Origin of the sequence: Bradyrhizobium sp. ORS 375 (assembly GCF_000239775.1) — a bacterium.
In the GTDB taxonomy this organism is placed as follows: domain Bacteria; phylum Pseudomonadota; class Alphaproteobacteria; order Rhizobiales; family Xanthobacteraceae; genus Bradyrhizobium.
In genome coordinates this window covers 1-25277 of the sequence record NZ_CAFI01000282.1, presented here as the reverse complement: position 1 = coordinate 25277, position 25277 = coordinate 1, and the positions used below count along the sequence as shown (strand labels likewise).

26 protein-coding genes are annotated in these 25277 nt (G+C 66.1%); 10 read left to right on the top strand and 16 right to left on the bottom strand.

All coding sequences use genetic code 11. The features are described from left to right. Nucleotides 1–38 precede the first annotated feature (38 nt). A complete protein-coding gene (locus BRAO375_RS20365) occupies nt 39–464 on the top strand; it encodes an HIT family protein (RefSeq protein ID WP_009029331.1) in 426 nt (141 codons plus the stop codon). Here the strand turns inward: BRAO375_RS20365 and nadC are convergent, their stop codons facing one another. The 8 genes from nadC to BRAO375_RS20325 all read right to left on the bottom strand — a co-directional run bounded on the left by nadC (nt 465) and on the right by BRAO375_RS20325 (nt 7598). Continuing rightward, a complete protein-coding gene (gene nadC, locus BRAO375_RS20360; protein ID WP_009029330.1) occupies nt 465–1313 on the bottom strand; it encodes a carboxylating nicotinate-nucleotide diphosphorylase in 849 nt (282 codons plus the stop codon). Continuing rightward, a complete protein-coding gene (locus tag BRAO375_RS20355) occupies nt 1310–2863 on the bottom strand; it encodes an L-aspartate oxidase (RefSeq protein ID WP_009029329.1) in 1554 nt (517 codons plus the stop codon). The genes nadC and BRAO375_RS20355 overlap by 4 nt, the downstream gene beginning before the upstream one ends. Next, nucleotides 2860–3846 (bottom strand): quinolinate synthase NadA, encoded by a 987-nt coding sequence (nadA, locus tag BRAO375_RS20350; RefSeq protein WP_009029328.1) that lies wholly within the window; start codon nt 3844–3846, stop codon nt 2860–2862. The genes BRAO375_RS20355 and nadA overlap by 4 nt, the downstream gene beginning before the upstream one ends. A gap of 68 nt (nt 3847–3914) precedes the next feature. Beyond that, nucleotides 3915–4868 (bottom strand): NUDIX hydrolase, encoded by a 954-nt coding sequence (locus BRAO375_RS20345; protein WP_009029327.1) that lies wholly within the window; start codon nt 4866–4868, stop codon nt 3915–3917. Nucleotides 4869–4883: 15 nt separating this feature from the next. Then, nucleotides 4884–5360 carry a tRNA (N6-threonylcarbamoyladenosine(37)-N6)-methyltransferase TrmO gene (gene tsaA / locus BRAO375_RS20340; protein ID WP_009029326.1) on the bottom strand — a complete coding sequence of 159 codons (477 nt, stop codon included), beginning with the start codon at nt 5358–5360 and terminating at the stop codon, nt 4884–4886. 67 nt (nt 5361–5427) lie between these two features. Further along, on the bottom strand, nt 5428–5772 hold the full coding sequence (locus BRAO375_RS20335) for an AzlD domain-containing protein (RefSeq protein ID WP_009029325.1): 345 nt from the start codon (nt 5770–5772) through the stop codon (nt 5428–5430). After that, nucleotides 5769–6512, bottom strand: a complete 744-nt coding sequence (locus BRAO375_RS20330; RefSeq protein WP_009029324.1) for an AzlC family ABC transporter permease — start codon at nt 6510–6512, stop codon at nt 5769–5771. The genes BRAO375_RS20335 and BRAO375_RS20330 overlap by 4 nt, the downstream gene beginning before the upstream one ends. Nucleotides 6513–6614: 102 nt before the next feature. Then, nucleotides 6615–7598: a lytic transglycosylase domain-containing protein gene (locus BRAO375_RS20325; RefSeq protein WP_035641457.1), complete on the bottom strand. Its 984-nt coding sequence runs from the start codon at nt 7596–7598 to the stop codon at nt 6615–6617. Between the two features lie 147 nt (nt 7599–7745). Between BRAO375_RS20325 and BRAO375_RS20320 the strand changes: the two genes are divergently transcribed. Then, a complete protein-coding gene (locus BRAO375_RS20320; RefSeq protein WP_009029322.1) occupies nt 7746–8681 on the top strand; it encodes a glycine/sarcosine/betaine reductase selenoprotein B family protein in 936 nt (311 codons plus the stop codon). 64 nt (nt 8682–8745) lie between these two features. Here BRAO375_RS20320 and BRAO375_RS20315 read toward each other — a convergent pair whose 3' ends face one another. Together BRAO375_RS20315 and BRAO375_RS20310 are read right to left on the bottom strand one after the other, a co-directional pair. Continuing rightward, nucleotides 8746–9132: a hypothetical protein gene (locus BRAO375_RS20315; RefSeq protein WP_009029321.1), complete on the bottom strand. Its 387-nt coding sequence runs from the start codon at nt 9130–9132 to the stop codon at nt 8746–8748. Between the two features lie 155 nt (nt 9133–9287). Continuing rightward, nucleotides 9288–10301 carry a carbon-nitrogen hydrolase family protein gene (locus tag BRAO375_RS20310; protein WP_009029320.1) on the bottom strand — a complete coding sequence of 338 codons (1014 nt, stop codon included), beginning with the start codon at nt 10299–10301 and terminating at the stop codon, nt 9288–9290. 187 nt (nt 10302–10488) lie between these two features. On the opposite strand from BRAO375_RS20310, the gene BRAO375_RS20305 reads away from it, so the two are divergent. The 5 genes from BRAO375_RS20305 to BRAO375_RS20290 all read left to right on the top strand — a co-directional run bounded on the left by BRAO375_RS20305 (nt 10489) and on the right by BRAO375_RS20290 (nt 14321). After that, nucleotides 10489–11445: an AraC-like ligand-binding domain-containing protein gene (locus tag BRAO375_RS20305; RefSeq protein ID WP_009029319.1), complete on the top strand. Its 957-nt coding sequence runs from the start codon at nt 10489–10491 to the stop codon at nt 11443–11445. A gap of 52 nt (nt 11446–11497) precedes the next feature. Beyond that, entirely contained in the window at nt 11498–11659 is a 162-nt protein-coding gene (locus BRAO375_RS38130; protein WP_009029318.1) for a hypothetical protein, read from the top strand. A gap of 24 nt (nt 11660–11683) precedes the next feature. Then, complete coding sequence (locus BRAO375_RS20300; protein ID WP_009029317.1) at nt 11684–12022, top strand: c-type cytochrome; 339 nt, start codon at nt 11684–11686, stop codon at nt 12020–12022. 99 nt (nt 12023–12121) lie between these two features. Next, a complete protein-coding gene (locus BRAO375_RS20295) occupies nt 12122–13546 on the top strand; it encodes an MFS transporter (RefSeq protein WP_009029316.1) in 1425 nt (474 codons plus the stop codon). A gap of 13 nt (nt 13547–13559) precedes the next feature. Next, on the top strand, nt 13560–14321 hold the full coding sequence (locus BRAO375_RS20290) for a sulfite exporter TauE/SafE family protein (RefSeq protein WP_035641454.1): 762 nt from the start codon (nt 13560–13562) through the stop codon (nt 14319–14321). Nucleotides 14322–14405: 84 nt separating this feature from the next. On the opposite strand, the gene clpA is transcribed toward BRAO375_RS20290, so the two are convergent. After that, nucleotides 14406–16796 carry an ATP-dependent Clp protease ATP-binding subunit ClpA gene (gene clpA / locus BRAO375_RS20285; RefSeq protein ID WP_009029314.1) on the bottom strand — a complete coding sequence of 797 codons (2391 nt, stop codon included), beginning with the start codon at nt 16794–16796 and terminating at the stop codon, nt 14406–14408. Here clpA and BRAO375_RS38125 point away from each other — a divergent pair. Then, on the top strand, nt 16712–17026 hold the full coding sequence (locus BRAO375_RS38125; protein ID WP_175345345.1) for a hypothetical protein: 315 nt from the start codon (nt 16712–16714) through the stop codon (nt 17024–17026). The two genes, clpA and BRAO375_RS38125, sit on opposite strands and share 85 nt — an antisense overlap. 99 nt (nt 17027–17125) lie before the next feature. Here BRAO375_RS38125 and clpS read toward each other — a convergent pair whose 3' ends face one another. Beyond that, on the bottom strand, nt 17126–17458 hold the full coding sequence (gene clpS, locus BRAO375_RS20280) for an ATP-dependent Clp protease adapter ClpS (RefSeq protein ID WP_008960690.1): 333 nt from the start codon (nt 17456–17458) through the stop codon (nt 17126–17128). Nucleotides 17459–17909: 451 nt separating this feature from the next. Here clpS and BRAO375_RS38890 point away from each other — a divergent pair, with 451 nt between their 5' ends. Continuing rightward, nucleotides 17910–19670: a TadE/TadG family type IV pilus assembly protein gene (locus BRAO375_RS38890; protein WP_009029313.1), complete on the top strand. Its 1761-nt coding sequence runs from the start codon at nt 17910–17912 to the stop codon at nt 19668–19670. A gap of 86 nt (nt 19671–19756) precedes the next feature. On the opposite strand, the gene BRAO375_RS20270 is transcribed toward BRAO375_RS38890, so the two are convergent. After that, a complete protein-coding gene (locus BRAO375_RS20270; protein WP_009029312.1) occupies nt 19757–20098 on the bottom strand; it encodes a phasin family protein in 342 nt (113 codons plus the stop codon). Between the two features lie 442 nt (nt 20099–20540). Between BRAO375_RS20270 and BRAO375_RS20265 the strand changes: the two genes are divergently transcribed. Next, nucleotides 20541–22298: a D-alanyl-D-alanine carboxypeptidase gene (locus BRAO375_RS20265; RefSeq protein ID WP_009029311.1), complete on the top strand. Its 1758-nt coding sequence runs from the start codon at nt 20541–20543 to the stop codon at nt 22296–22298. Between the two features lie 232 nt (nt 22299–22530). Here BRAO375_RS20265 and BRAO375_RS20260 read toward each other — a convergent pair whose 3' ends face one another. The 3 genes from BRAO375_RS20260 to BRAO375_RS20250 form a co-directional block, all read right to left on the bottom strand. After that, nucleotides 22531–23256: a DnaJ domain-containing protein gene (locus BRAO375_RS20260; protein WP_009029310.1), complete on the bottom strand. Its 726-nt coding sequence runs from the start codon at nt 23254–23256 to the stop codon at nt 22531–22533. Between the two features lie 100 nt (nt 23257–23356). Next, on the bottom strand, nt 23357–24115 hold the full coding sequence (locus BRAO375_RS20255; RefSeq protein ID WP_009029309.1) for a vWA domain-containing protein: 759 nt from the start codon (nt 24113–24115) through the stop codon (nt 23357–23359). 136 nt (nt 24116–24251) lie between these two features. Next, complete coding sequence (locus tag BRAO375_RS20250; protein ID WP_009029308.1) at nt 24252–25139, bottom strand: alpha/beta fold hydrolase; 888 nt, start codon at nt 25137–25139, stop codon at nt 24252–24254. Nucleotides 25140–25277: the final 138 nt, after the last annotated feature.

Genomic DNA, 25277 nt, shown 5'->3' with positions numbered 1-25277 from the left:
AGAGTAAGGCGACCAGAGGAACGCATGAGGACCTGCCGATGACCGCCTACGATCCCAACAACCCGTTCGCGAAGATCCTGCGCGGCGAATTCCCCTGCGTGAAGGTCTACGAGAACGACCACGTGCTGGCCTTCCTCGACATCATGCCGCGGGTCCCCGGCCACACGCTGGTGATCCCGAAGGCGGCGGCCCGGAATATCCTCGACATCACCGAGGAGGACTACCTCCACGTCGGCCGCGCCGTCCGCACCATCGCGCGCGCGGCCAAGACCGCGTTTGCCGCCGACGGCATCACCGTGCAGCAGTTCAACGAGCACGCCGGCGGCCAGATGGTGTTCCACCTCCACGTCCACATCATGCCGCGCCACACCGGCGACAGCCTGCTGCCGCCGGCCAGCCGCAAGGAGGATCCCAAGGTCCTGGAGGAGAACGCCGCGAAGCTGATCGCAGCGCTGAACGGCTGATCAGGCGTCGTCGAGGCCGATGTCTAGCGCGGCCGATGAATGCGTGATCCAGCCGACCGAGATCAGGTCGACACCTGCGGCTGCGATCGCGGGCGCGGTGTCGACTGTGATCCGCCCCGAGGCCTCGGTGATCGCCTTGCCCCTGGCCATGCCGACAGCGCGCTCGAGCTCCGCCGGCGTCATGTTGTCGAGCAGGACCGCATCGACCCCGAGCGCCAGCGCCTCTTCGAGCTGCGCCAGATTGTCGACCTCCACCTCGATCTTCACGAGGTGGCCAGCATGAGCCTTCGCCCTGATAATCGCAGCCTCGACGCCGCCGGCAATGGCGATGTGGTTGTCCTTGATCAGGACAGCATCATCGAGCCCAAACCGGTGATTGCCACCCCCGCCGGCGCGCACGGCGGATTTCTCCAGCGCGCGCAGCCCCGGCGTGGTCTTGCGGGTGCACACGATCTGCGCGCGCGTCCCCTTCACGGCTTCGACGAGAGAGGCCGTCGCCGAGGCGACGCCGCTGAGGTGGCAGAGGAAGTTGAGCGCGACACGCTCGCCGGTCAGCAGCGCCCGTGCCGGGCCGCTGATGGTGGCAAGGACGTCGCCAGCCGTGACGAGGCTGCCGTCGCCGCGGATGGTCTCCATGCGGATCTCGGACGAGACCGTCTGGAAGGCGCAGCGTGCGACGTCGAGCCCGGCGACGACGCCATGCTGGCGCGCCCGCAGCTTCAACGACGCGCGCTGGTCGGCGGGGACGATGGCTTCGGTGGTGATGTCGCCGGCGCGGCCGAGATCCTCCAGCAACGCCATGCGCACCAGCGGCTCGTAGAGCAAGGGCGAGAGAGGATTGAGGCTCATGATATGACGCTCCTGATCGAGGGACGCTCGGTCTCGGCGATCCCCCGCGCGGCGGCGATCGCGGAGGACAACGTGAAGCGGGACGGCTGCGCGACGGGCAGCGTGTCCGGACAGTCGGTGCGGCAATGCCCACCGCGGCTCTCCTCGCGCGCCCGCGCCGCAACTGACATCATCAGACCGACCAGGGCCGGATCAGCCGCAGGCCCTGCTCCCATCGCCAGCGGGAGCAGGCTCCGGATGGCGGCTGTCATCCGATCACGGTCCCGAAGCACGCCGAGCGCATCGGACAGCAAGCGGCGCATCGACGTGGGATCGGACGCCGGCGGGACGGCTCCGAGCTCGCACGGCTTGGCTGCGGCCTGCGACATGCCCGTCACGCTCTCGGCCACCCATTGCGCGCAGACGATGGCTTCCATCAGCGAGTTGCTGGCGAGCCGGTTGGCGCCGTGCAGACCGGTGCGGCTGGCCTCGCCGCAAGCCCATAAGCCTGCGACCGAGCTTCGGCCCGTCACGTCGACAGCGATGCCGCCCATATGGTAGTGCACCGCCGGCCGCACGGGGATTGGATCGACAGCCGGATCAAGTCCGGCCATGCGGCAGAACGCGCTGATCACCGGATAGCGCGCGGCGAACAGGTCGCCCGGTCTCTCCCGCGCATCGAGGAACGTGCGGTGGCCCTGCGCGCGGTGACGCCAAACGGCCCGCGCCACCACGTCGCGCGGCGCCAATTCCGCGCCGGGCTCGTCGGCCATGAAGCGCAGGCCGGTCTCGTCGATCAGCACGGCGCCGTCGCCGCGGATCGCTTCTGTCAACAATGGCAGCGGCCGCGACGGCCCGTCGAAGGCCGTGGGGTGAAACTGCACGAATTCGAGATCGGACAGCACAGCCCCCGCCCTGGCCGCCAGCGCCAAGCCCTGACCAAAGCAGCCAGTCGGGTTGGTGCTGTCGTGGAACAGGCCGCCGATGCCGCCGGTCGCGATCACGACGCGCGTGGTGGCGAGCACGAGCGGCTCCTCGCCGCGGACCGCGAGCACGCCCTGGACCGCATTGTCCTCGACGATCAGCCGGCGCGCTTCGACGCCCTCGAGCAGTGTCACCGAAGGACATTGCCTGACGGCAGCGATCAGCGCACGCATGATCTCGCGTCCGGTACCGTCACCGGTGGCGTGCACGATCCGATTGCGGCTGTGTGCGGCCTCCAAGCCGAGGCGCCAGCTTCCGTCTGCGTTCCGATCGAACGCGACGCCGAGCTGGGCGAGACGTTCGACCGCCGCTGGAGCCGCTTCGATGATGCGACGTGCGGCGACCTCGTCGCACAGGCCGGCGCCTGCAACGATCGTGTCGGCGAGATGCAGCGCCGGGTCATCGTCGTCGCCGACCGCTGCGGCGAGGCCACCTTGTGCCCACATGCTCGAAGCCTCCGCACCGAGCGGCGACTTCGACAGCAGCACGACGGGCTCCGGCGCGAGCGCAAGCGCGGTCATCAACCCCGCGGCGCCGCCGCCGATGATCACGGGACGACCCGTGAGGTCAGAGATATCGGTGTTCATAGCGCCAGCATCCTTTCCACCGAACGCCGCGCGCGCTCGGCCATCGCGGGATCGATCGTCACCTCATGCGTGTTGGTTTCGAGCGCATGACGAATGTTCTTCAACGTGATCCGCTTCATGTGCGGGCACAGATTGCAGGGCCGGACGAACTCGATGTCCGGATACATCACCGCGACGTTGTCGCTCATCGAGCATTCCGTCAGCAGCACCACCCGCGCCGGCCGCTTCATGCCGACGTAGTCCGACATCGCCGCCGTCGAGCCGGCGAAATCGGCCTCCGCCACCACCTCCGGCGGACATTCGGGATGGGCGAGCACGGTGACCCCCGGATGATTGTCACGCAGCGTGCGGACGTCCTCGGCGCTGAAGCGCTCGTGCACCTCGCAATGCCCCTTCCAGGCCGTGATCCTCACATTGGTCCGGGCGGCGATGTTGCGGGCGAGATATTCGTCCGGGAGCATGATGACGTGATCCACGCCGAGCTTCTCCACGATCGCGAGCGCGTTCCCGGAGGTGCAACAGATGTCGGACTCGGCCTTCACAGCAACCGAGGTGTTGACATAGGCGACCACCGGCACGCCGGGATGGCGCGCGCGCATCAGCCTGACATCGTCAGCGGTGATCGACTCCGCGAGCGAGCAGCCCGCCTCCATGTCCGGAATCAGCACGGTCTTCCCCGGATTGAGCAGCTTGGCGGTCTCCGCCATGAAATGCACGCCGGCAAGCACGATCACCTCGGCATCGACCTTGGTCGCCTCGCGCGCGAGCAGCAGGCTGTCGCCGACAATGTCGGCGACGCCGTGGAAGATCTCGGGTGTCTGGTAGTTGTGCGCCAGCACCACGGCATTGCGCCGGCGCTTGAGCGCGAGGATGGCCTCGACATCCTCCTCGTAGACAGCCCATTCGGACGGCGGGATCACCCGCCGCAGACGGTCAGGAAGCGATGAGGTCGGTGCGGCGGCAGCCAGGATGGTTTCGGCCATTTATACTCTCCTTGAGCATAATATGGCTTATACTTATCCTGAGCATAAGTCTTGTCAAGCGCCGGAGATCACGACCGCGAGAGCGGCAGCTTGGTTCCGACCACGGCGCGCTCCGCCAGGATGCCCTGGCGGAAGCGGAACAGCTTGGCTGGTCGCCCGATCGTGTCGGCGGCCATGGCGCCGGTTTCCTCGACGAGCTCCTGCTGCTCAATCAGGCGGCGGAAGTTCTGCTTGTGCACCAGACGGCCGGCCAGCGCCTCGACGCTGCGTTGCAGCTGCAGCAGCGTGAATTCGTCCGGCATCAGCTCGAACACGACCGGACGATATTTGATCTTGGCGCGCAGCCGGGCGATGCCGGTGGCGAGAATGCGGCGATGGTCTCCCGCCATCGCGCGGCCCGGCACCGCCGCCTCGCCGCCCTGCTCGCGCACGCTCTCCGGGATCAGCAAAGCCTCGTACAACAGCTCATAGCGCTGCAGCGCCAGCTCCTCGTTCCACTCGCGGCCATCGAGACCGAAAGTGATGGCGGCACGGCGCCAGCGCGTCTTCTGCAGCGCCGGCTCCTCGGCCGCGCGCGCCCAGGCCTTCAGCCTCGGCGCGATGATCTTTGCGAGGATCGCCGGCGGTCCGTCGCGATGATCCTCCCAGGGAAAGTAGTCGTACCAGGACGACCATTGCGCATCGGCACCTTCACGGCCCTCCTCCTCGCGCGTGAGACCGAGATAGCTGATGGAGATGCGATGCGGCGCGTCGGGATCGCCCGAGCGCCCGCGATCGGCGAAGGTGTAGAGCTGCTCGACATAGCCGAGGGGATGCCCGGTCTGCGCCTCGACCCAGGCGCGCAGACCCATCTGCAGTGAGCGGTGCGCGAACTGAAACGGACCGCTCGGCAACGCCCCGGCGTGCTCGATCGTCATGATCTTCGGGTGCCCATCGGTCACCGCCACCAGCACGGCGACGAGATCGGCGGTGATCGCATCCAGCGCCGTCACGGTCTTCGGCCGCTTGTTGACGTTCGACATCAGGGATCGCTGGTCCTATTTGTCCTCGGTTGCCCCGGGCGTGAACACGCAATGGTCGGGCTTCAGATCAATCAGCGGAGTCTCGTCGAGACAATCGAGCCCGCGCACCAGCACGGTGCTGCCTTCCAGCGCGACGAAGCGGACGGTGGACACGCCGATCGGGTTGGGCCGCACCGGCGAGCGCAGCGCGAAGGTGCCGCGGGTCTCGCCATCATGGTGACGCGGGCTCTGCTTGACGAGATCACGACGCGCGCGGTTGAGCCAGTATAGGACCTGCAGGTAGCTGAAGCCGTCGATGCCTTGCAGCGCCGGCACCCAGGGCTCGAAGATCTCGAGCCGGCACACCGGCCCCTCGAGGCTGCCCTGCCGTGGCGTCTCCAGCCGCGAGGTCCAGGGCGTGCGAATACGGCCGATGAAGTACAGTGAGGCGTCGCGCGGCTGCGGCACGTCGATCGCAACTTCACCCGGGCGGAGATCGGCATCAGTGGTCATCTCAAAATCCTCAGATCATCAGGCAATCTAGCTGAACGCGGCGTCGCCGCAATTGCGGTCGCGCAACTCAGCCGAGCCACCATTTGCCGGCCAGCATCACGGCCTCGCCGCACACGACGCCGGCGAAGATCGAGCGGCGCGACGCGAGAAAGGCTGCGAGGCCGGCCACGACCGCGCCATAGCGCAGGCCCCAGGGCACGCTGGCGAGCGCGCCCGGCGGCTGCACCAGGATCTGGGCGATGACGCCGGCCAGGATCGCGGTCGCCACGGCCTTGACCCACATCAGGAGGTCCGAGCCCTCGTCGAGGCCGCTGCCGAACCACAGCCCCAGCAGCCGCCAGATCTGGTTGGGGATGACGCCCGCGATCAGCAGCACCGCCAACGCATGCCAGTCGCCGATGAAGTCGCTCATGCCGCCTCCCGCTCGCGCCATTTGTGGACGGCAAATGCAAGAGTGCCGGCCACGACGCCGCTGACCAGGATGTCGACGCCACTGTTGAGCCGGGCGGCCAAGGGATAGAGGACCAAGCCCAGCCCCAGCGCGAGCACGTCAGCCAGCTCCTTGGCATTGCGCAAGGTGGAAAAGAGGAAGGCCAGCGGCGTCAGCAGCAGCACGGCGGCGCCGAAGGTCTGTGACAGATTGGCGGCCAGGAGATAGCCGATGATGGTCGCGACCAGCGCCACGCCCATCAGCCCACTGCCGAGACCGTGGACGAAGGCGATGCGGCGCTCGCGCGGAACATGCGGCAGGAAGCGATAGCATTCGACCCATAAGGTCACCGCGGTGAAATGCGCGATCAGCACCAGATGCCGCCGCTTGGTCTTCGGCCCGCGGATCAGCGGCAGCACGGCGACCACCATCGGAAACAGCCGGATCGCGCTCATGGTGACCGCGATCGCCGACTGCAGAATCGTCTGGCCGGAGCCGAGCGTCGACACCAGGATGATCTGCGCCGGCCCCGCCCATACCAGCACCGTGCTGAGGATCGCCCAGAGCATGCTGAAATGGGTGTCGTGGGCGAGCGCACCGATGCCGATGAAGGTGACGAACAGCACCACAGACAGGATGGTCGCCGACGTCGCGCGCAGCCCCCAGCCGAAGGCCCGAAGCGAACCATGCCATTGCGGCGAATCGAGCGGAGGAAGTGTCACGGGCGGCCCAGCGGAACGGACCGCGATAAGGCTGTCGAAACCGCCCGGCGTCAACCGCCATCACACGCGCGCGGCTCTGCACGCGGTGCAAGCCGCCGGCCCTCAGGCCCGGTTGCGCAGCACGAAGCAGGCGCCGCCGGCGCCACGGATGCGATTGCACAGCGCGTCGGCCTCGCCGCGGGTGTCGGCGCCGATCCGCACTTGATAGAAGGCGCGGTTGCCGCGCGTGCGCATCACCGACGACAGCAGGCTCGGGTCGCGATCGCCGATCACCGAGCCCAGGCCTTTGATGGCCCGCGCGTACATCGATAGCGCCTTGTTGCGATCGAAGCCGGCCGCCAGCTGCACGCCCCAGGATTTCGCGGCGGCTACCGCGACATGCTGCTCCAGCTGCGTCACGAACGGATTGGGCGCGCGCTTCAGGAGCGCCATCAGCTGATGACAGGAGGTCGGCCGCGCGCTCGGCGGCATCTTGCCGCCCTTGCCTGCCGCCGCCCACTCGTCGATCGACGAGCCGGTGATGGCGGAAACATAGTTGCGGGTCTCCCACGGAATCTGCCCCTTGCCGGCAAGCCAGTTCTGCACCCGGCGCGGACCGGCATTGTAGGCCGCCGCGGCCAGCCCGAGATTCCCGAACTGATCGCGCAGCTCGGCAAGAAAATGCGCCGATTTCGGCAGCGCCTGCACCGGATCGAAGGGATCGAGCAGCTCCCGCTCGCTCGCGGTGCCCGGCATGAACTGGGCGATGCCCTGCGCGCGCTGGCCGCTGCGCGTCACCGGCCCGACCGCATCGCTCTGGAACCGGCTCTCCTGCCAGATCACGCGCGCGAAAAATTCGAGCGGCAGATCGTTCGACTTGGCCGCGGACTCGATCATCAGGCAGATCGCCTCCCGCGTGCCGCTTTCTTTCGGGTCTGTTGGCTTGGCGGCAGCGTCCTTGGCCTCATCTTGTGCTTTATTTCCGGCCGGAGGCGCCCCCTCCGCCAGAGGCCAGACGGTCTCACCCTCATTGGCAGCGACGCTTCCAATCGTCGCAACCAAAAGGCAGACAACAACGCTGAGGGTCGAAACCGGAATAATGTGCATGGAGCCGACAGAAAACGGCCGGCGTGGCGGCCGGCGAACCCAAAAGCCGACAGACAAAGCGTCAGCGCCGCTCCGGTTCCAAGGCGCGGCGCCTTGACACGGACCGCCGCCGCGCTAGCAATCCGCGATCGCTTCCGGAGCGCGACGATGACCGCTTCTACCGACGACCCGCTCGGCTTCGCGCCGGAGGACGCCGCACCGCTGGCCTACATGGCGCGGACGCGCGACTACTATCAGGCGATCGGCTACGAGACGCCGTATCGCTGGGCCCACTACACGACGGCGCCGTTCCAGCCCTTGCGCAGGCCGCTCGCGCAGTCGCGCGTCGCACTCGTCACCACGGCCGCGCCGTATGATCCAGCCAAAGGCGATCAGGGCCCCGGCGCGGCTTACAACGGCGGCGCAAAGTTCTACGCGGTCTACGACGGCGACACGTCACAATCACACGATCTGCGCATCTCGCACATCGCCTACGATCGCACGCACACCTCGGCGACCGATTCCAACACCTGGTTTCCGCTGCCGCAGCTGCTCCGCCTCGCCGGCGAAGGCCGCATCGGCGCGGTCGGACCGCGCTTCTTCGGCGCGCCGACCAACCGCAGCCAGCGCGTCACCATCGAGACCGATGCGCCGGAGATCCTCGCGCGTTGCCGTGCTGATGAGATCGACGCGGTCGTGCTGGTGCCGAACTGCCCGGTGTGCCACCAGACCGTGAGCCTGGTAGCCAGGCATCTCGAGGCCAACGGCATCGCCACCATCGTGATGGGCTGTGCCAAGGATATCGTCGAGCACGCTGCGGTGCCACGCTTCCTGTTCTCCGATTTCCCGCTCGGCAACTCCGCCGGCAAGCCGCACGATTCGGCGTCACAGGCGTTCACGCTCGAGCTCGCGCTCGATGTGCTGGAGAGTTCACCAGCCGGACGAACGACCGTGCAATCGCCGTTGCAATGGAGCGACGATCACAGCTGGAAGCGCGACTACAGCAATCCCGCTCTGCTCGCGCCCGAGGAGCTCGCGCGGCGGCGCGCGGAGTTCGATGCCCAGAAGGCGATCGCACGGGGCATTCGCGAGACAACCACCTAAGACGCGCGTTGCCAACTTGGCCTGATCCGACGAAAACGGACGGCCTCGAGCCCAACAGCTGTTGTTATTCAGCCTTCGGCTCAGGCTTTTGAAACTGGATGTTGCATTTCTTTGCGATGGCGGCCTGCTCGATGGCGACCATCTGCCCCTTCATATTGCCAAGTTCAGCCGCGGTTTGCTTGTCGCCTCCGACGAGAAATGCTGCCGGCCAGAAAATCACGACGGCAGCCGTGGTCGCGATCGTATCGTTCGTCCGCTGCTTGTCTTGAGCTCCGGAAAGAACGGTGGCACGTGCAGAGACGCTCTGAGCCTCCATCGCAAGCTGCTGGCAATTGTAGGACTGATAAATCATTGGCGAGACGTAGGTCGGCGCGATGTCGGCCGAACTCGACGCGCATGCGCCAAGAAAGAGAGCACCCAGCAGACCGATATTGCGCCACTCTACGAACATGATTCCCCCCTTGCCCACGAAATCGTGAAACAATCTCAGGGCGAACGCAAGCGACCGGTGCAATCGACCGTACGATCAAGCCAGATATTTCGAGGGATGGCGCGCCATTTCGGTACTAAAGTAGCTTAAGGGCAACAACTGTGCCCTGGAGCCGGTCACCCGCCGGCCGCACCCTCCCCGGGCGCCACGGTGTCGACCGGGAGCGCGAACGCCTCGACGCGGTTGAACGGCTTCTTGTTGAGCAGCAGCCTGGTCACGTCGGGCCGCGAATAATGCCCAGCCGGATCGGCGGCGTTCTTGGCGATGCCGATCATCCCCAGATCGATCTCGGCGATCAGCAGCCCCTCCTGCTCCGGCGGCAGCTTCTCGACCAGCGACGAGCCATCCGGGCCGAAGATCGCGGCATGGCCGCCCCCGACATGCAGCAGCGCGTGCTTGTCGGGGCGGTCGCAAAGCTCGTCGATCATCGCCTGGGAGACGGTCGCGCACGGCGCCAGCACGAAGCACGAGCCCTCCACCGCATAGACCCGCGAGGCCGCATTGTTGACCTCGGCGCCGAGCGCCGGCGCGAACGGGTCGTAGAGCGAGAAGCTCGGCCACGCCGCGACATGCACCTGCTCGTTCTGGGCATACATCGCATATTTCGACAATGGCTGCAGATGCTCCCAGCAGCACAGCGCGCCGAGCCGGCCGATGTCGGGCCGCTCGTACACGGCCAGATCGCTGCCGTCGCCCTCGCCATACACGGTGCGCTCGGCATGGGTCGGCCGCAGCTTGCGGCGCGTGGCGATGGTCTCGCCATCCGGGCCGACCAGCCATTGCGCGATGTAGAGGCTGCCGCCGTCGCGCTCGGAGAGTCCGAGCACGGCCGTGAGCTTCGCCTTGCGCACGGCGGCGCGCAGCGCCTCGGCCTGCGGGCTGTCATAGGACAGCGAATTGTCGAAATAGCGCTGCACGAAGCCGCGGCCGATGCACCAAGCGGGTGAATCCATCCAGATGTGCCAGGGATAGCCGGGGATGAAGACTTCCGGGAAAGCGACCAGCTTGGCGCCCTTGTCGGCCGCCTCCTCGATCAGCGCGATCGTCTTCTTGATCGAGCCGTCCAGGTCGAGCCAGGCCGGCGCCGCCTGCACCACCGCCACCTTGTACTTCGGATGTGCCAGTCCCATCGTCGGTCTCCCTGCGAGATAGCGGCGCTGCGCCGCCTTCGCCGGGAGTATTGACGTGCGGCATCATTCGCGCTCGTCTTGCAGGGAACGAAAACTCGACTGCGGCTGGTGCGGTGCGACCGCCCGGCGCGAAATTTGCTGCATGTCCGACCGTCCAATTGTCATCGGTGCAAAGGGAGACGGAGCGATGCCGGTCCTGTTCACCACGGAGGGAAGCCCGGGCCACCGCCGGCTGGCGCTGTGGCAGGACATCGTCTGCGACGTCTATGTCGGCCTGGACTGCACGTCCGATCTCGGCAGCGCCTTTCGCGGCGCGGTGACGCATACGACGCTGGGACGGGTCGTCTGCTCCGAGGTCGCCTCCGACCGGCAGCGCGTGCACCGGACCTCGCAGCGCATCGCGCGGGCGGATGCCGACTATGTGCTGGTCGCGCTCGGGCGCGAGGGGATCGGCGGCGTCACCCAGGACGGCCGGGATACGGTGATCCGGCCCGGCGAATTCGCGATCTATGATACCACGCGGCCGTATGAGCTGCAGTTCGACGCCGCGTTCCGACAGACCGTGTTCAAGCTGCCGCGCGACATGCTGCAGCGCAGGATCGGCCCCACCGAGGCCGTGACGGCGATCACCTTCGGCGCCGACAGTCCGCTGCAGCCGCTCGCCTGCGACTTCATCATCAAGCTGTGCGAGAACGCCGACCATATCGCGGCCGAGCACGGCGAGCGTCTGGCCGAGCAGGCCGCCGATCTGCTGGCCATGACCTTGGCCGAGCGGCTGCGCACCCAGCCTTTGCCGACCTCCAGCCACCGCACGGCCCTGCTCTATCGCATCAAGGCGCATGTTCGCGCACACCTCGCCGATCCCGACCTTGCGCTGCCCGAGGTCGCGCGCGCGCTCGGTCTGTCGGCGCGCTACATCAACGACCTGTTCTCGGACGAGCAGCTGTCGTTCCAGCGCTACGTGCTGGCCGAGCGCCTCAAGCTGTGCCGGCGCGACCTCGCTGCGCCGGCACTGGCCCATCGCCAGATCAGCGAGATCGCCTTTTCCTGGGGCTTCAACGACCTCTCGCATTTCGGCCGCGTCTTCCGCGAGCAGTTCGGCATGACGCCCCGCGAGTGGCGGCGCAGCGCCGTGACGCGCTAAGCTCGGCGCCAAGCGACCGACTCACGCGCCGGCCGGCCGCACGGATGATGCCATGCGCCGTTTTGCCATGAAGGCCCTGTTCGCTCTGTTGACGCTGAACCGCGACGATGACGATCCGCCGCGCTGGGACCGGATCGTCCTGATCGCCTCCTCACTCGTCACCATTGGCCTGGTGGTGCTTTACGCCTATGGGAAGACGACCGGCCGCTGGTAGCCGGCACCCGGGTGAGAGTGCGTCATGAGAATGCGAGCAGGATTTGGCGTCGTGCTGCTGTGCACCCTGTCCACCGCCAGCCATGCGCTGGACAGCGAGCAGAAGCGAGGAAAAGCGCTCTTGCAAAGCCTTTGCAGCCGATGTCATGCGATAGGTCCGACCGGCGCCAGCCCGCATCCCGACGCGCCTCCGTTCAGGACCTTCGGTGACAGCAAGCTCTATGACGAGGATTTCGCCCAGCGGCTGCAGACCGGCCTCTCGACGATCCACAAGGACATGCCGAGCTTCCAGTTCGATCGGCCCGAGGCCGAGGCCGTCGTCAATTATCTCAAGGCCATTCAGGTCCGTCGCAAGCGAAGCTGACGCGGCGGCCCTGGTCGACCACATGGAACGAGAGTTGTGCACCGCGGTTGCCCGGTCCCGTCCCTCATCCGCGGCCCGGCTGCGGCCGGAGCACCCGCGATGACGTCAACGACCTCGGTCCTGCACGCCGACGGGCTGCCACTGCCGCAGCGGACCTGGGCGATCGTGACGATCGCACTCGGCATCGTGCTCGCCGTGGTCGACGGCGCCATCGCCAACGTAGCGCTGCCGACGATCGCCAGGGATCTCAACGCCAGCCCGGCGTTCTCGATCTGGATCGTCAACGGCTATCAGCTCGCGGTGACGATTTCGCTGCTGCCGCTGGCCTCGCTGGGAGAGATCATCGGCTATCGCCGCGTCTATCTCGCCGGCCTCGTGCTGTTCACCGCCGCCTCTTTGTTCTGCGCGCTGGCCGACAGCCTGCTGCTGCTGACGCTCGCGCGCATCCTGCAGGGTTTTGGCGCGGCCGGCATTCTCAGCGTGAACTCGGCGCTGGTGCGCTTCACCTATCCGCACGCCCTGCTCGGCCGCGGCATCGGCATCAATGCGATGGTGGTCGCGGTCTCCGCGGCCGTCGGCCCGACGATCGCCGCCGGCATCCTGGCCGTCGGCAGCTGGCCCTGGCTGTTCGCGATCAACGTGCCGCTCGGCATCGTCACGTTCATCTTCGGCTTTCGCTTCCTGCCGCATACACCGCGCGCGCCGCACATGTTCGACTGGCAGAGCGCGGCGCTGAGCGCGGTGACGTTCGGCTTTCTCATCGCCGCCGTCGACAGCCTCGGCCATGGCGAAGCGCTGCTCACCTGCGCGATCGAGTTCGTCGTCGCCGTCACGGCAGGCATATGGCTGGTGTATCGCCAGACCCATATGGCGTCGCCGCTGCTGCCGCTCGACCTGCTGCGCATCCCGGTGTTCGCACTGTCGATCGCGACCTCGATCTCGTCGTTCTGCGGCCAGATGCTCGCCTTCGTCGCGATCCCGTTCTATCTCGAAAGCCATTTCGGCTATTCGCCGGTGCAGATGGGTCTCCTGATCACGCCGTGGCCGATCGCGGTCGGGCTGACGGCGCCGATTGCCGGACGGCTGGTGGAACGCGTGCCGGCCGGTCTCCTCGGCGGCATCGGCCTTGTGATCTTCGCAGTTGGGCTCGGCGCGCTGGGCCTGCTGCCGCGCGAGCCGCAAGCCTGGGATGTCGTGTGGCGGATGGCGCTGGCGGGCTGCGGCTTCGGCCTGTTCCAGACCCCCAATAACCGCACCATGATCGCGGCCGCGCCGCGCGAGCGCGCCGGCGGCGCCAGCGGCATGCTCGGCACCGCCCGCCTGCTCGGCCAGACCACGGGTGCGGCGCTGGTCGCGATGTTCCTGGCGATCGATCCAAGCGACGGCACCCGGCTGTCGCTCTTGACCGGAGTCGGCTTCGCCCTGGTCGGCGCATTTCTGAGCATGCTGCGCCTGTCACCGGCAGGCGCGCGCGGCGCCGAGCATGTCCGTGTGCATGACGGGCAGCGGCTGAAGGGCGAGTAGTCGGACGAGCCAAATGACGGATTGGACGATGCTTGCCCTGCTCGCGCTCGCCGCCTTCGGCTCGGGAGTCGTCAACGCGCTCGCCGGCGGCGGCGCTTTCCTGACATTCCCCACCCTGCTCGCCGCCGGCATCCCCGCGATCGACGCCAATGCCTCCAGCACCGTGGCGCTGTGCCCGGGACAGTTCGTGAGCGCCTACGCCTCGCGCGAGATCCTGGGTGACGCCAAGGCGCCATGGCGCGGCGACCTCGTCCGGCTATCGATCATCAGCCTGATCGGCGGCACGCTCGGCGCCGTGCTGCTGCTGGTGACGCCGTCGGCGGCCTTCAGCCGCCTGGTGCCATGGCTGCTGCTGTTCGCAACGACCGTGTTCGCCTTCGGCATACGCTTCACGCCCAAGGATGGCGCGCGGTGGCTCGGGCCGCGGGCCATCCAGGCCGTGCAGTTCGTGATCGCGATCTATGGCGGCTATTTCGGCGGCGGCATCGGCATCCTGATGCTGGCCGCGCTGGTGTTCTACGGAATGCGCGATATCCGCGCCATGAACGGGCTGAAGATCTGGCTGGCCGCGCTGATGAACATCATGGCGTCCGCGATCTTCGCCTTCTCCGGGCGCGTGCACTGGCTGGAGACGCTGACGATGATGGCGGCGGCCATGGTCGGCGGCTTCGTCGGCGCGCGGCTCAGCCAGACCATCCCGCCAGCCTATGTGCGACGCTTCGTGATCGCGGTCGGCTGCGGACTGACGGTGTATTTCTTCATCAAGCCGGCCTGAGCGCCGGGACAGCTTGTCGAGGCTTCCGGCAAACGAAAAAGGCCGGCTCGCGCCGGCCCTTCGCATTCCTTCGGATCCGAGGCATTATGCCTTGACCAGCGGCCCCTTCGGCGCCGGGCCCTTCGGGCCGTTGCCGCCGGACTTCGGCTTGCGCTTGCGCGCCGCCGGCACTTCCGACTTCGGCGTGACCGGGCCTTCGACGAACTCGAAGCCGATCTTCTCGTCGACGCCGGACTCGTCCTTGACCAGCACGACGCGGACGTGGCCGCCGCCCTTCAGCTTGCCGAACAGCACCTCGTCGGCCAGCGGCTTCTTGATGTGCTCCTGGATCACGCGGCCCATCGGGCGCGCGCCCATCTGCTCGTCATAGCCGTGCTGGATCAGCCAGGCCTTGGCCGGCTCCGACAGCTCGATCGTGACGTCGCGATCGGCCAACTGGGCCTCGAGCTGCAGTACGAACTTCTCGACGACCATGCCGATCACGTCGACCGAGAGATGACCGAACGACACGACCGCATCGAGGCGGTTGCGGAATTCCGGCGCGAACTGCCGGTTGATCGCCTCGTGGTCGTCGCCTTCCCGCTTCGAGCGGTGGAAGCCGAAGGCCTGCTTGGCGAGGTCCGCCGCGCCGGCGTTCGTGGTCATGATCAGGATCACGTTGCGGAAGTTGACCTGCTTGCCATTGTGGTCCGTCAGCCGGCCATGATCCATGATCTGCAGCAGCACATTGTACAGATCCGGATGCGCCTTCTCGATCTCGTCCAGCAGCACCACGCAATGCGGATGCTGGTCGACCCCATCGGTGAGCAGACCGCCCTGATCGAAGCCGACATAGCCCGGAGGTGCGCCGATCAGCCGCGACACGGTGTGCCGCTCCATGTACTCCGACATGTCGAAGCGCAGCAGCTCGACGCCCAACGTCGCCGCCAGTTGCTTGGCCACCTCGGTCTTGCCGACGCCGGTCGGACCCGAGAACAGGTAGCACCCGATCGGCTTCTCCGGCTCCCGCAGGCCGGCCCGCGCCAGCTTGATCGAGGCCGACAGCGAGTCGATCGCCTTGTCCTGGCCGAACACGACGCGCTTCAGGGTCTGCTCGAGATGCTTGAGCACCTCGGCGTCGTCCTTCGACACGCTCTTCGGGGGAATGCGCGCCATCGTGGCGATCGTGGTCTCGATCTCCTTGATGCCGATCGTCTTCTTGCGCTTGTTCTCGGCGAGCAGCATCTGCGCCGCACCGGATTCGTCGATCACGTCGATCGCCTTGTCCGGCAGCTTGCGGTCGTGGATGTAGCGCGACGACAGCTGCACCGCGGCCTCGATGGCCTCGTTGGTGTATTTCAGCCGGTGATAATCCTCGAAGTACGGCTTGAGGCCCTTCAGGATCGCGATCGCGTCCTCGACCGACGGCTCGTTGACGTCGATCTTCTGGAAGCGGCGCACCAGCGCGCGGTCCTTCTCGAAGTGCTGACGATATTCCTTGTAGGTCGTCGAACCCATGCAGCGGATCGAGCCCGAGGCCAGCGCCGGCTTGAGCAGGTTCGACGCATCCATCGCCCCACCCGACGTCGCGCCCGCACCGATCACGGTGTGGATTTCGTCGATGAACAGGATCGCGTTCGGATGCGCCTCGAGCTCCTTCAGCACCTGCTTCAGCCGCTCCTCGAAGTCGCCGCGATAGCGCGTGCCCGCGAGCAAGGTGCCCATGTCCAGCGAGAACACGGTGGCCGCCGACAGCACCTCAGGAACCTCGCTGTCGACGATGCGCTTGGCGAGACCTTCGGCAATCGCCGTCTTGCCGACGCCGGCTTCGCCGACGAACAGCGGGTTGTTCTTCTGCCGGCGACACAGCACCTGGATCGCGCGGTTGATCTCGGAGTTACGGCCGATGACCGGATCGATCTTGCCGTCGCGGGCCTTCTTGTTGAGATTGACGCAATAGGTTTCCAGCGCCTCGCCCTTTTTCTTGGAGTCCTCGTTGCCCTTGGTCTCGGTCTCCTCGTCGACGCCGCGCACGGGCCGCGCTTCGGAGACACCAGGGCGCTTGGCGATGCCGTGGCTGATGTAGTTCACGGCGTCGTAGCGCGTCATGTCCTGCTCTTGCAGGAAATAGGCGGCGTGGCTCTCACGCTCGGCGAAGATCGCGATCAGCACGTTTGCGCCGGTCACTTCCTCGCGGCCCGAAGACTGAACGTGGATCACCGCGCGCTGGATCACGCGCTGGAAACCGGCGGTCGGCTTGGCGTCGTCGCTGCCGTCCGTGACCAGGTTTTCGAACTCGGTTTCGAGATAGTTGACGAGACTGCCGCGCAGCTTGTCGAGGTCGACGCTGCACGCGCGCATCACGGCCGCTGCATCGCTGTCATCGATCAAGGACAAGAGGAGATGTTCCAATGTCGCGTATTGATGATGACGCTCGTTGGCAATCGCCAGCGCACGATGCAGGGATTGTTCAAGGCTTTGAGAAAAAGTCGGCATGCGCGTCCTCTGTGGCCCCCTGCCATCATGATCGCCGCCGCCCGGTCAGGCAACAACAACCTTTGTCAAATATAGTTATAACCGAGTGCGACAAAAGACCGGCCGAGCGCCTCGATTACGGGTTCACCGGATCGTCAATGCAAAACCCGTTCCGATTGCGGCAAATCCGGCGGCAACAACCGAACGGCATCCGTTTCGAACCGCTGGCGAAGCTGACACAGCGGCCGTAATTCCCCGGGCGCAACGGCGCCTCGACAGGGCATGTTCCGTAGCGGAGACTCCGGCGAGCGTGCGCCCTGCCCGGTTTCGCATCGTGCGAGAGCACCGCGCTACTTCTTCTCCATCACACACTGCAGCGGGTGCTGGTGCTTGCGGGCGAAATCCATCACCTGCGTGACCTTGGTCTCGGCGATCTCGTAGGTGAAAACGCCGCACTCCCCGATGCCGTGATGATGCACGTGGAGCATGATCTTGGTCGCGGCCTCGACGTCCTTGTTGAAGAATTTCTCCAGGACGTGAACCACGAACTCCATCGGCGTGTAATCGTCGTTGAGGATCAGGACGCGATAGAGGTTGGGGCGCTTGGTCTTCGGCTTGACCTTGGTGATCACGGACGTGACCGGACCACCGGTGCCACCGGACTTGTTGTCGTTATTGCTCATCCTAGGCGCGGATCGGTTCAATCTGGAAGTTGGCTGCGACATCTTGCACGCGTTAGATATTGCTGCGGGCCTCCCAATAAAGGGTTTCCCGCATCGTCCCACCGGGCCGCTTCGCCACCCGGTCCTGCGTTCCAGATCGCCTGTCCCTGCCGACCGGTCCGGTCGGACCGACACCAGGAATATGGGTCAGCGGCCGGTTTGCCGCAAGCGCGTCCTCTGAATGGATCCGCGCTCCGGCAGGACCGATTCCCTGCCCCGGCGATGCTGCGAAGGTTAATCAAACCGGCCGCATTTTACAAAGCCGATTCACCAGGCGTTGACAGGGAACCGGCGCGAACGCGAATGCGGTGCCATGCTCCGGTTTTCACTCGGGTTTTCGAGATTGCGATTCACCCGTCCTTGACGAACTCGGCCCGAAATCGCCCCCGTATAACCATCATTGGTGAGCGACATGACCGCCGAGACCTTCGTCCGCTTCCTGAGCCGTGCCGCGCGACGCTTCACGCGCGACAGCAGCGGCAATATCGCCGTGACATTCGCAATTGCCCTGCTGCCGATCCTCGCCTTCGTCGGCGCGGCCGTCGACTATAGCCGGGCCAATGCCGCCAAATCGTCGATGCAGGCCGCGCTCGACTCGGCTGCGCTGATGCTGTCGCGCGACCTCTCCCAAGGCACGATCACCGCAGCGGACATCGGGACGAAGGCATCCGCCTATTTCAAGGCGCTCTACACCAGCGCGGACGCCAAAAACGTCGCGGTCACGGTCAACTATACGGCCTCGACCAGCACCACCGCATCCAACATCCAGCTCAACGCCTCCGGCCAGATCGTCACCCAGTTCATGCAACTGGCGGGCTTTCCCACCATGGATTTCAGCACCAAGGCGACCACGACCTGGGGTGACGTGAAGATGCGGGTGGCGCTGGCGCTCGACAACACCGGCTCGATGGCCTCCAGCGGCAAGATGACTGCGCTGCAGAACGCCGTGGCCGGCAGCGGCGGCCTGATCGATCAGCTCAGCGCGCTGGCCAAGTCCCCCGGCGACGTCCAGATCTCCCTGGTTCCATTCGCCAAGGTCGTCAACGTCGGCGCCAGCAACTACACTCAGAACTGGATCGACTGGACGGACTGGCAGAACCCACCCACGGTTCAGCCCAACAACGGCTCCTATCAGGCCGCAATCCCGAACGCCAAGTTCACCCAGGCGCAGTGGGACATGGTCGGGCCCGGCTCGTCATGCCCGTTCACCTCGGGCAACGGCTTTTCCTATTTTGGCTGCACCAGCGGCCCCGTCAGCGGCAGCTCGGGCGTGTCGTCGATCCCGTCGAGCGGCAGCTATTCGGGCTATATCTGTCCCGGCTACGACTCCGCCTCTCACAGCTACTATAATGGCTGCTGGACCAGCACCAAGACCAGCACGGTCGTGAACTACTGCACCGGAAGCGGCTGCAGCTGCACCGGCGCCAACTCGACCTGCGCCTGCACCGGCAGCTACAGCAGCACCAAATGCACTGTTAACACCTACACCAAGACCTGGGTCGCCAACGCCACCAGCAGTTGGACCGGCTGCGTCGCCGATCGCACCCAGCCCAACGACGCCACCGCGGTGTCGCCGGTGCTGTCCGACGTCACGACGCTGTTCCCCGCCAACCAGCACATGGAGAACAACACCCAGTACTGCAGCAGCAGCGCCTCGACCAAGCTCGCCCAGATCGTTCCGCTCAGCTACAGCTGGAGCTCGCTGAAGAGCGCGGTCAACGCGATGCAGCCGACCGGCGGCACCAACCAGGCGATCGGCCTGGCCTGGGCGGTGCAATCGCTGATCCCGAACGGCGTGCTGGGCGCGCCGACCGAGGACGCCAACACCACCTACAATCGCGTGATCATCCTGCTCTCGGACGGCCTGAACACCGAGGACCGCTGGCCCGAGTATGGCAACGGCTCGTCGCAGGCCTCGGGCAACCCGATCGACGCGCGCCAGGCGCTGCTGTGCTCCAACCTGAAGAACACCAAGGATGCCAAGGGCAATGCGATGTACACCATCTATACGATCCAGGTGAACACCTCATCGCCGGCCGACCCGACCTCGACCGTGCTGCAGAATTGCGCCAGCAGTCCGGACAAGTTCTACATGCTGACGAGCTCGAGCCAGATCGTGACCACCTTCAACACGATCGGCACCGCGCTGTCGAAGCTGCGCGTCGCCAAATAGCGGCCGCGCCGCCTGCTCATTCCTGCAGCCAACAAAAAAGCCCGGCGCGAGCCGGGCTTTCGACTTTCACCTCGCGGTGGCTGCGATCAATGCGCGGCCGGCGGGGTGAACTTGGCAGCGAGGCCTTCGAGCGGCTTGAACGCCTGCTTGGCGAGATCCGAGTACAGGCCGGCGATCTTCTGCGAATCGGCGACGAAGGTCTCGTAGGCCGACTTCGCGTATTCGGTCTGAACCTCGAGCACCTTGTCGAGCGACTTCACGCCCTGCAGCTTCTCGACGAACGACTTGGTGTCCTCGAAGGATTTCTTGGTGTAGTCGCCATAGGCGGTGGCGATCGCATGGAGGCCGTTCTGCACGGTGGTCGCGGAGTTCACGACGGTCTCGAACTGCTCCTTGCCGTAGTTCTGGAAGTCTTCAACCTTAAACATGTGGCATTCCTTTCCCTGACTTTGAGCGCCCTCAGGGAAGCCCCGGCTCCCTGACGCGTTCACAATATAGTGCACCGCACAAAAAGACGCAAGAATCTTGTGCAATGCACCATTATGGGAATTGCGGCCCGCCCTATGCACCGAGCATCACGGAATGCCCCGAACAGGGGCAGTTCGGCGAAAATCCGCGTCCGCCGCGCAAGGTTTCTTTAATCCTTTGGCAACTCGGCCGTCCTAACCTCTCCTGTGGTCCCGGCCAGCGTCGGCCGAACCGTAAAGCTGTTCTAAAACAGCGTCTTAACAAAACCTCAGTTCGGGCTTTTCGATGCATGACCGCGTCGAGGCGCAAACGGGAGGTCCGACAGGCACAGATCACGGGGACGTTTTGGCACAATTTCGCCTCAACTTCCGGTGATCACGTCAGAAATTGGACGGGGATTTCATGCTTCGCAAAAACTTGGCTTCCTCGCGCCTGCTGCGGGTTGGCGTCTATGGGCTGCTGACCCTCACGGTGGCGGCAGTGGTCACGGTCGACAGCGCGGAAGCGCGCCGGCGCCACCGACATCATCACGCGCGTCACTCTCCCCACAATGACGAGGGCAGCTACAGCCCGGCCTTCGCCTCGATCGTCGTCGACGGCAATTCGGGCGCGACCCTGACCGCGACCAATCCGGACGCGCTGCGGCACCCGGCGTCGCTGACCAAGATCATGACGCTCTATCTGCTGTTCGAGCGTCTCGACTCCGGCAAGATGAAGCTCGACACCGAGATGCCTGTCTCGGAGCACGCCTCCGAGCAGTCGCCCACCAAGCTCGGCCTGCGTCCGGGACAAACCATCCGCGTCGAGGACGCGATCAAGGGCCTGGTGACGCGCTCGGCCAACGACGCGGCTGTGGTCATCGCCGAGGCGATCGGCGGCGACGAGGACGATTTCGCCAAGATGATGACGCGCAAGGCGCGCTCGCTCGGCATGAGCCGCACGACCTATGTCAACGCGTCGGGCCTGCCCGCCGACGAGCAGATCACCACCGCACGTGACCAGTCGATCCTCGGCCGCGCCATCCAGGACCGCTTCCCGCGCTATTATCGCTACTTCTCGACGGTGGTGTTCAACTATCGCGGCCAGTCGATCCGCAACCACAATCACCTGCTCGGCAGTGTCGAGGGCATCGACGGCATCAAGACCGGCTATACCCGCGCCTCCGGCTTCAACATCGTGACCTCGCTCCGCCGCGGCAACCGCCATCTGGTCGGCGTCGTGCTCGGCGGCCGCAGTGGCGGATCGCGCGACGCGATCATGCGCAACCTGCTGGCCGAGAACCTCGAGAAGGGCGCGACCAAGCGCACCGTTGCAGCCATCGGCGAGCGTGGCGGCTCCGACGCCGGCGACGACCAGGGCAATGTCCAGCTCGCCTCGGCCGCGCCGGAGACCCCGGCCCCGAGCCGCGCCGCCAAGCTGATGTCGACGCTGTCGGAAGCCACCGCGGCGCTGCCGCCGCCGGCTCCGAAGGAAGCCCGGGTCGAGCCTGCGCCGATGACCTCGGGCGTGATCCAGAGCCAGCCGATGTCGATCGTTCCTGGCTCGACCGAGCCGATGAAGCCGGTCAAGGTTCGGACGGTTCAGGTCAAGGCCGGCGCCGTCAAGCTCGCCACCGCCGCGCCGCAGCCGGTGGCCCCTGCTCCCGCGCCGTTCGCGCAGCGCGTCGAGGCGATCGAGCCGGCCCCGCCGATCGCCCGCGCCGAGGCCGCCCGCCCCGACATGCCGCCGCAGCCGCCGGGCCACGGCACCGGCAACGGCATTCTCGGCGTGCTGCCGGCCAACAGCCTGCCGCCGGCCTCGTCACAGGCGATGGCCTATGCCGCGCCTCCGGTCCAGCCGGCTCCTCCGCCGGCGCCGGTTCAGATGGCCTCCGCCAGCCCCGCCGCAGATACGCCGGTCCGCGCCGCCGTGACCCGCAGCGGCTGGATCATCCAGGTCGGCGCGCTCGACAGCGAGGCCGAGGCGCAGAAGCGCATCGAGGCCGCGCGCAGCTCGGCGCAGGGCCTCTTGAGCAAGGCCGATCCGTTCACCGAGCAGGTGTCGAAAGGCGACAAGACGCTGATCCGCGCCCGCTTCGCCGGTCTCGATCGCGATCAGGCCGAGGCGGTGTGCAAGAAGCTCAAGCGCGCCGACATCTCCTGCATGACCGTGCACAACTAACGCACCCACATCACCGCAGATGAGGCCCGCGCGACACACGCGCGGGCCTTTTTCTTTGCGTGCGCGCGACACTGCTGTGAGCGAGCGCGCGCAAACCACTCGTCAAGGAATTGCCGCTAGAACTTTTTCACCATGTCGAACGATCGCGGCCGACACAGCCGAGAGCCACGATCATCGGCGTGACCATGATGAAAGCAAGTTCGGTCTTGTGGCGTTGGTGGCGTTGCCGGAGTTAGCCGTGATGCGTACGAAGCAGAGTGTCCTTGGCCTCGTTTACCCGGGCGGCGAGATACGTCGACCCCCCCTGGTCGGGATGCAGTTTCTTCATGAGCGCACGGTGGGCACGCCCGATCTCGTCACGCCCCGCGCCCGGCTGCAGGCCAAGGATCTGATAGGCCTCCTCATGCGTCATTTTGGAGCTCGACGCCGCGCGGCGCTGCCCCCCTGCCGCATCGCCCTGCGCGTGCTGACGCCAAGCGGGAAACCGGCGGTCCAGATAAGTTTCAAGTAGCGCTGTGCTGTCGGCATCGAGGCTCGGCAGCATCGCCGCGAGCTGCGGCAGATCGAACTCATCGAGCGACCGGCCGGCGTTCGGTCCGGCAACGAACCGGCCCTGCACCTGGCCGCTGTCATGGTCGAGCATCATCTCGATGAACTGCGAGCGCACGCGCGAGCTCTGACCCTGGGATCGCGGCCCTCCGATTCCGAACATGCCGCCGAGGTTGCCAAGGTTGCCAAAGCCGCCCGGCGACCAGCCGAGCAGACCAGCGCCGAACAGCCCGATCGGTATCGCGACGACCAGCTCGCCGCGAATGCCGGTGAAGGCGGCGATGGCGAGGCAGCCGATGCCGCCGGCCATCTTGATGGCGCGGGCCAGCATCGCCGGGTTCGCGGCGCGGAACATCTGCAGCAGAAGATACAGGGTGATGACGGCAACGGCGCCAGCGATCAATGTCATGCGCCGAATATAGAACCTCTCCGGACAAAATGCATGATCGCCTCCAGGCGATGCCGGCGGATCTGAAGACCCAAAGCGCTCCGCCCCTGCGGGCCGATCCTCATTTCATTTGGCCAAGCAGATGCGCGGCGCCGCCCTCGGAAGCGGCCAGTCGCAGCAGGGCCTCGCGTCCCCCGGCAGCGTAGGCGGCGGCGGCGCGCAGGAGCTCGCGAAGCTGCGCGCCGGCGCCTGGATCGAAACGGCACCATGCCCCGCCGGACAGCCGCGCCATCTCGCGGAATGCCTGCTCTGCCGCGGGATCGTTGCCCTCCTGGAACATGAACAGCGGGACCTTCAACAGCCCGAGCTCGCCAGCCCTGGCGCAGAGCTCGTCGGCGCTCTCCTCCATGGCATCGCCGACAAAGACGACGGCACGAATGCCGGCCGCCGTCGCGTGACGGCGCGCCTCGGCCAAGACCTTGCTGATCTGGGTCTGGCCGCCGCGGCAATCGATCTTGCCCATCAGGCGCGCAAGCTCGGCGCTGTCGGAGATCCAGCCCGTCGCCCGACACTCATTGAAGCCGCGGTAGTACACCAGCCGGATATCGAGACGGCCGAGCGCGGCAGCCTCGCGGAACATGTCGGCCTGCAGCGCGCAGGCCATGTCCCAGGTCGGCTGGCGGCTCAAGGTCGCGTCAAGGGCAAACACCAGCCGCCCTCTCGTTCCCGGCGCCAGCGGCGCCATCGCCTTCGCCCGCGCGACAAAGGCAGAGATGGCATCGGCAGTGGACCGCTCCGTCTCCGGCAGCCGCTGGCTGCGCGAGCTGGCGCCGGACGTGGAGACTGGGCCGGAACGGGATCGGGAGGGGTCGTCAGCCATGCTCACACCTGCTGGGGTGAGCATGATGTGGGCGGAGGAAACCCTGGGCGCAATGGCGACCGCTGCCGCCCGTCCCTGGCAGCCGCCCGCCCATCGCAGGCGGGCACATGACCCGCGAACTGCCCCTCGAGAGGGATCAGTGCGTCAGCGGCTTCGCCGGGCTCGCGGTCTTGCCGACCGGCGCGTACGGCGGCACCGGGCCGGGATCGAGCAGCGGAGTCTTCGCCTTGACCGGACCGATGTCACTCGAGGCGTCGCTGTCGGCCAGGAATTTGTCGAGCATGGCCTGGATCGACGATTTGGCCTCGTCGGGCCCGGTGTCACGCATGTCGTTGTGCTGGAAGTCGGTCTTGACGACCGTGATGCCTTCCTTCTCGCAGATCTCGTTGTCCGGAATGACGCCCGGATCGGTCTTGAACTGCGGATCGTTGGAGCGGAACGACAGGATCTTGAACTTGCCGTCCGTCACGAACGGAACGCGCAGATTGTCGAGCGTCACGACCTTCCGCACATCGTCCGGATACTGCTTGGCGAAATACATCGAGATGTCGCCGCCCATCGAATGGCCGACCATCGTCAGGTGCTCATAATCCGCGTTCGGCCGGATCTGGCGCATCTGCTCGACCGCGAAGCGGATGTTGGCGACGCCCCGCTGAATCTGCGGCAGCCGGCCGACATAGGGCTCGCCGATCTTGGTCACCATCGGCGGATCGGTCGGCAGGTCATGCTGGATGCTGACCGCCATGTAGCCGCGCGCGGCAAACACGTTGGCCACGAACGAATACTCGGTGAACTTGACGGTGTTGCCGTGGTTGAGGATCGCGACCGGCAGCTTGATCATGCCGGCCTCGGCCTGCATCTCCTTGTCGCGACGGATGGCGACGGCGACCTCGACGAGGCGATTGCCGCGAGAGGCATCATAGAACCGGATGGTCTCGTGCCGGATCGCCCACTTGCTGGCGGTGAAGTAGCCGACGGCCGCCAGCACGCTGACGGACAACAGGACGGTGATTCCACGCTTCATGTTCGTCCCTCGGGAGCTACAATCAAAGGTAGTCCAAAACCTGCAAGACTCTCGTGACCCGTTTTGTTCAGTATATGTAACGGCGCTGTGACAGGAAGGCCAAATGTTGTGTATCCATCGCCCGTCTGTTGTGCGACG

Bases quoted from the DNA above. Each gene is read 5' to 3' on its own strand.
- BRAO375_RS20365 (WP_009029331.1), top strand. From the start codon at position 39: ATGACCGCCTACGATCCCAACAACCCGTTCGCGAAGATCCTGCGCGGC.
- nadC (WP_009029330.1), bottom strand. From the start codon at position 1,313: ATGAGCCTCAATCCTCTCTCGCCCTTGCTCTACGAGCCGCTGGTGCGC.
- BRAO375_RS20355 (WP_009029329.1), bottom strand. From the start codon at position 2,863: ATGAACACCGATATCTCTGACCTCACGGGTCGTCCCGTGATCATCGGC.
- nadA (WP_009029328.1), bottom strand. From the start codon at position 3,846: ATGGCCGAAACCATCCTGGCTGCCGCCGCACCGACCTCATCGCTTCCT.
- BRAO375_RS20345 (WP_009029327.1), bottom strand. From the start codon at position 4,868: ATGTCGAACGTCAACAAGCGGCCGAAGACCGTGACGGCGCTGGATGCG.
- tsaA (WP_009029326.1), bottom strand. From the start codon at position 5,360: ATGACCACTGATGCCGATCTCCGCCCGGGTGAAGTTGCGATCGACGTG.
- BRAO375_RS20335 (WP_009029325.1), bottom strand. From the start codon at position 5,772: ATGAGCGACTTCATCGGCGACTGGCATGCGTTGGCGGTGCTGCTGATC.
- BRAO375_RS20325 (WP_035641457.1), bottom strand. From the start codon at position 7,598: ATGCACATTATTCCGGTTTCGACCCTCAGCGTTGTTGTCTGCCTTTTG.
- BRAO375_RS20320 (WP_009029322.1), top strand. From the start codon at position 7,746: ATGACCGCTTCTACCGACGACCCGCTCGGCTTCGCGCCGGAGGACGCC.
- BRAO375_RS20315 (WP_009029321.1), bottom strand. From the start codon at position 9,132: ATGTTCGTAGAGTGGCGCAATATCGGTCTGCTGGGTGCTCTCTTTCTT.
- BRAO375_RS20310 (WP_009029320.1), bottom strand. From the start codon at position 10,301: ATGGGACTGGCACATCCGAAGTACAAGGTGGCGGTGGTGCAGGCGGCG.
- BRAO375_RS20305 (WP_009029319.1), top strand. From the start codon at position 10,489: ATGCCGGTCCTGTTCACCACGGAGGGAAGCCCGGGCCACCGCCGGCTG.
- BRAO375_RS38130 (WP_009029318.1), top strand. From the start codon at position 11,498: ATGCGCCGTTTTGCCATGAAGGCCCTGTTCGCTCTGTTGACGCTGAAC.
- BRAO375_RS20300 (WP_009029317.1), top strand. From the start codon at position 11,684: ATGAGAATGCGAGCAGGATTTGGCGTCGTGCTGCTGTGCACCCTGTCC.
- BRAO375_RS20295 (WP_009029316.1), top strand. From the start codon at position 12,122: ATGACGTCAACGACCTCGGTCCTGCACGCCGACGGGCTGCCACTGCCG.
- BRAO375_RS20290 (WP_035641454.1), top strand. From the start codon at position 13,560: ATGACGGATTGGACGATGCTTGCCCTGCTCGCGCTCGCCGCCTTCGGC.
- BRAO375_RS38125 (WP_175345345.1), top strand. From the start codon at position 16,712: ATGTCGCGTATTGATGATGACGCTCGTTGGCAATCGCCAGCGCACGAT.
- clpA (WP_009029314.1), bottom strand. From the start codon at position 16,796: ATGCCGACTTTTTCTCAAAGCCTTGAACAATCCCTGCATCGTGCGCTG.
- clpS (WP_008960690.1), bottom strand. From the start codon at position 17,458: ATGAGCAATAACGACAACAAGTCCGGTGGCACCGGTGGTCCGGTCACG.
- BRAO375_RS38890 (WP_009029313.1), top strand. From the start codon at position 17,910: ATGACCGCCGAGACCTTCGTCCGCTTCCTGAGCCGTGCCGCGCGACGC.
- BRAO375_RS20270 (WP_009029312.1), bottom strand. From the start codon at position 20,098: ATGTTTAAGGTTGAAGACTTCCAGAACTACGGCAAGGAGCAGTTCGAG.
- BRAO375_RS20265 (WP_009029311.1), top strand. From the start codon at position 20,541: ATGCTTCGCAAAAACTTGGCTTCCTCGCGCCTGCTGCGGGTTGGCGTC.
- BRAO375_RS20260 (WP_009029310.1), bottom strand. From the start codon at position 23,256: ATGACATTGATCGCTGGCGCCGTTGCCGTCATCACCCTGTATCTTCTG.
- BRAO375_RS20255 (WP_009029309.1), bottom strand. From the start codon at position 24,115: ATGGCTGACGACCCCTCCCGATCCCGTTCCGGCCCAGTCTCCACGTCC.
- BRAO375_RS20250 (WP_009029308.1), bottom strand. From the start codon at position 25,139: ATGAAGCGTGGAATCACCGTCCTGTTGTCCGTCAGCGTGCTGGCGGCC.